The organism is Lentimicrobiaceae bacterium (assembly GCA_023227965.1).
Taxonomy (GTDB): domain Bacteria; phylum Bacteroidota; class Bacteroidia; order Bacteroidales; family JALOCA01; genus JALOCA01.
Map to the genome: position 1 here is coordinate 1 of JALOCA010000075.1, position 3339 is coordinate 3339.

Sequence of the window (3339 nt, forward strand, 5' to 3'; positions counted from 1 at the left end):
ATTGTTGAGAGACTGTAAAAATTTTTGTGTAAATCCTTCAGATGGTAAAATATAATAACCATAGGAGGATTTTTTTTATGACAAAGCGAGAAAGGAAATCGGATCGGTTGCCGGAAGGATGGCTTGAAGGTTTCATTAAAGCCTATGACATCAAAAGCACGGAGGACATCAAAGGAGCATTGGCTGACCTGGTCGGGGGGACTGTGGAGAAGATGATGCAGGCGGAATTGGAAGAGGACCTGGGGTATGCCAAAAACGACAACGATAACAAATCTACGGACAACAGCCGGAACGGAAGCTCCAGCAAGACCTTGCGCTCCGAGTACGGAGAAATCGATATTGACATCCCTCGTGACCGCAAGGGAGAGTATGAACCGAAGATCGTACCCAAATACCAGCGGGAAATCAAGGGGCTGGATAACCAGATCATTTCCATGTATGCCAAAGGGATGAGTACCCGTGACATCTCTGAGCATATCCAGTCGCTTTACGGGACGGAAGTATCCGCGGAAATGGTCTCGAAAATCACCGACAAGATTTTACCGGACATCAAGGAATGGCAGAGCCGTCCATTGAAATCACTGTATGCGATGATGTTTTTCGACGCCATCCATTATCCAGTCCGGACCGACGGGATGGTGAAACAACGGGCCGTGTACATTGCGATTGGTGTTGACATGGAAGGAGATCGTGATGTGTGCGGGCTTTGGATCGGGGAATCGGAGAGCAGCAAATACTGGCTCAGCTGCATGAATGAACTGAAGAACCGCGGGATCCGGGATATCCTGATCTGTTCGGTCGATGGCCTGACCGGATTCAATGACGCAATCCGGTCCGTTTACCCGGAAGCGGACATCCAGCGCTGTATCGTTCACCAGGTCCGCAATGCCATGCGGTATGTCAGCTACAAGGACCTGAAGGTCTATACGGCGGAAATGAAAAAGATTTACCAGGCTTCGACGGAAGAAGCGGCAGTGACGGAACTGGACGCCTTTGAGAATAAATGGGGCAAAAAGTATCCGGCCGCCATCAAATCCTGGCGCCAAAACTGGGTGGAACTCAGCACATTCTTCAAATATCCGCCGGATATCCGCCGGTTGATCTATACCACCAACCGTATTGAAAACTTCAACCGCAGCCTTCGGAAATTCACCAAAGCTAAAGCCGCCTACCCCTCTGACACCGCTTTGCTGAAATCGCTCTATCTGGCCATTCAGGATATTACCGGGAAATGGGGGAAAATTCAAGGCTGGCATGAAATCTTCGGACAACTGGTGATCATTTTTGAGGAACGGATTCGGGTGGAAGATTACCAGTAAAAAATGTCCCGTTTTCACTCTTTACAAGAAACAAAACCACCTGCTATACTATTGCCATCAGGGAAAAGGGCCTCGGATCATTGGCTCTTGCATCCTGAACCATTTTATCCCTTGATTACTACTGAGGGATACACAAAATTCTTTACACTACCTGATACAAAGTAAATTCACACCTCCTCCCATCAATTTATGTTAGGATTTTGGCATAATATACTGTTCATTATGTATTTTGCCACTCCATCCTCATTATTTGTATCGGTTACTGCATCAGCCGCCTCTAAAACTTCAATAATTGCATTCCCCATTGCAATACCAACACCACAATTCAGCAACATTTCAATATCGTTATAATCGTCTCCAAAAGCAGCTATTTGCGAGATAGGAATACTCCAAAGTTCTGCTAATTGTGCAATTGCATTGAACTTGGTTGCACTTTTATTCATTACAAGGCACAGCTTCCCGCCATCGGAAAGTTGAGCATACAAATTGGTAGAAATATTGGCCAGTATTTCTTGATATTCATTTTCAGAATTTATTTCAATTAAAACTTTGTCAGCAATAAAATCGGGCAAATCTGAAAAATTTGAATAGACTGTAGATCTTCTTAACATTTCTCTGTCATTCTCTGATTTACCCCAAATTAAAGAAGTATCAAAATTTGCATATATTTTATCATTAATTTCTATGGACAATTTTTTATCTGGATACTTATTTTGCATAGTATTTAATATTTGTATTGCTTCATTCATAGGAATACCCTGGTGATTGCCTATCAATTTTCCATCCACTAAAGTAAGCGTTCCATTGTGACAAATAACAGCATCACACGAAATCTGTTTTTGAAAATCCCTGGTTGCCCTAATCGGTCTCGCCGTTGCAAATACGATTTTAATTCCTTCCATACTTGCTTTTTGCAACACTTCTTCTGAAAATTGGGAGATCGTTTTATCATTATGCAGAAGAGTTTCGTCTAAATCAATCACCAACATTTTAATCATTGGTCGAACCTCCTATATTAATAGTATAGCATTTGTAAATTTAAAATATATAGATAATTATCGTATTTAAATTCATATATTTATTCAACGTGCAACAACTTATTTTTTAAGATAGATATTCCATAAAATCATTGTCATACCGTTACAGATCTGATCAAAAAGAGCAGGGGAGATCTCTCAGAAATTTAGCTATATAAAAAAATGCCAATAAATTGACAGTTCCAATTGTATCTTGTATGCTGTTTTTATCAGGAGCCCTTAAAAGGTGGTTACTCTATCAACAATATAAGCAAGAGTAATAAAATGAATAGAAATACAATAAAGGGAATCTAAATAGGGGGTGTGTATAATAAACGTTTTAGTTTTGGGTGGAACACGCTTTATGGGAAAACACTTGATAAAGTCTTTGATCACAAGAGGATATACAGTAACCATAGCAACACGAGGAATTACATCTGATGGTTTCAAGGATTCAGTTAACCGCGTATTAATCAATCGGACAGATGCGGATAGTATAAAAAACATACTGTCCGGAACGTTTTATGATGTGGTGTTTGACAGCCTGGCGTATTGTTCCAATGATGTTAAGTATGTTTTAGACTCAATAAATTGTAAAAAATATGTGACCATTTCCACAACAGCAGTCTATGATAAACATATTGACACAAAAGAATATGAGTTTAATCCTCTCAAAAAACCTTTAGTATGGTGCAATCGAACCGATTTTCCGTATGATGAAATAAAACGGCAGGTGGAATGTGCCATATATCAGGAATATCCCCATATTCATTCGGTTTCAGTTCGCTTCCCCTTTGCCATTGGTCCTGATGATTATACAAAACGTCTATATTTTTACATAGACCATATCATAAATCAAAAGCCAATGTTTATTGATTATTATGACAATCAAATGGCGTTCGTACGTTCCGATGAAGCCGGAAAATTTCTTGCTGTCTTTGCAGAAAATAATTTTTGCGGTGCAATAAACGGTGCAAGCGAGCAGACAATTTCTCTAAAAGATA

At 40.1% G+C, this 3339-nt stretch carries 3 protein-coding genes; 2 read left to right on the forward strand and 1 reads right to left on the reverse strand.

Annotation, left to right across the window (positions count from 1 at the left end; translation table 11 throughout):
- Window positions 1-77 precede the first annotated feature (77 nt).
- Window positions 78-1319, forward strand: a complete 1242-nt coding sequence (locus M0R21_13725; protein MCK9618882.1) for an IS256 family transposase — start codon at window positions 78-80, stop codon at window positions 1317-1319.
- A 182-nt stretch (window positions 1320-1501) separates the two neighbouring features.
- Here M0R21_13725 and M0R21_13730 read toward each other — a convergent pair whose 3' ends face one another.
- The gene (locus tag M0R21_13730; protein ID MCK9618883.1) at window positions 1502-2317 is read right to left on the reverse strand and encodes an HAD family hydrolase; all 816 of its coding nucleotides are present in this window, start codon (window positions 2315-2317) and stop codon (window positions 1502-1504) included.
- Window positions 2318-2681: 364 nt separating this feature from the next.
- Here M0R21_13730 and M0R21_13735 point away from each other — a divergent pair.
- Window positions 2682-3339, forward strand: a 658-nt coding sequence (locus M0R21_13735; GenBank protein MCK9618884.1) for an NAD-dependent epimerase/dehydratase family protein, incomplete at its 3' end; no start/stop codon positions are given.